Annotated in this window: 1 pseudogene; it reads right to left on the minus strand. The window is 56.4% G+C overall.

Annotation, left to right across the window (positions count from 1 at the left end):
- A pseudogene (locus tag VZ95_RS19245) lies at nucleotides 1-534 on the minus strand (hypothetical protein); the annotation flags it as partial.
- Nucleotides 535-740: the final 206 nt, after the last annotated feature.

A 740-nucleotide genomic window follows, 5' to 3' on the forward strand; every position in this document is an offset into this window, starting at 1 on the left:
GCCGTTCGGCTTATAGGGGGCGAAATCGGCCATCACGATCTTACCCGCTTCGGGATTGTCGCGGATGACCTTCACCAGTTTGGCGAGATGCGATTCCTTGAACGGCCCAGCGCGGAAGCTGGTGGCGAAATCATCGTTTTTCGCGACCGTATAAATCAGATTGGCGCTGGCATCGAACAGCATCAAATCGCCATAGCCCGATTCCTGGCGCACAGTGCGCAGCCACGGATGATGCTGAATATGGGCGGGGCTGTAGAAATTGCCGGTCTTGCCGTCGTCGAGCTTGGCGCGGTCGGCCTTGTCCGGATTGCCGGTGATGAAGGCCGCGTGCAGCGATTCCGTGCGATCAAACCCGAAGCTCTGCCAACCGATCGTAAGATCATTCAGCGCGCCGCGTACCGCCGGGCTCGTCGCCAACACGCGCAAGTTGGTAGCCACACCCTCGAAATAGCTCGCAACAGCCGAACGGCGCGACTCCAGCATCGAATCGAGTTTAACTTCCGTCGCCGTTCGCAACTGTTGTTCTGCGGTCATGAAAGAAACAACACCCGTAGCAATACCCGCCACAAGCGCTGCCCCAACAATGAGGATCGGCAATTTCACGGAAATTGATAATGTAGGCAAACGCATAGCCTCGCCCCCGGCGCATCTGAACCAACGGCGCTCAGAAAATTCATGTGTTTTTGCACCGTAATAAAGCTGTGTTACTGGACCGTGACAGGTTTGTGACTGCGTTAGGA

It is taken from the genome of Elstera litoralis (genome assembly GCF_000963705.1).
Taxonomy (GTDB): domain Bacteria; phylum Pseudomonadota; class Alphaproteobacteria; order Elsterales; family Elsteraceae; genus Elstera; species Elstera litoralis.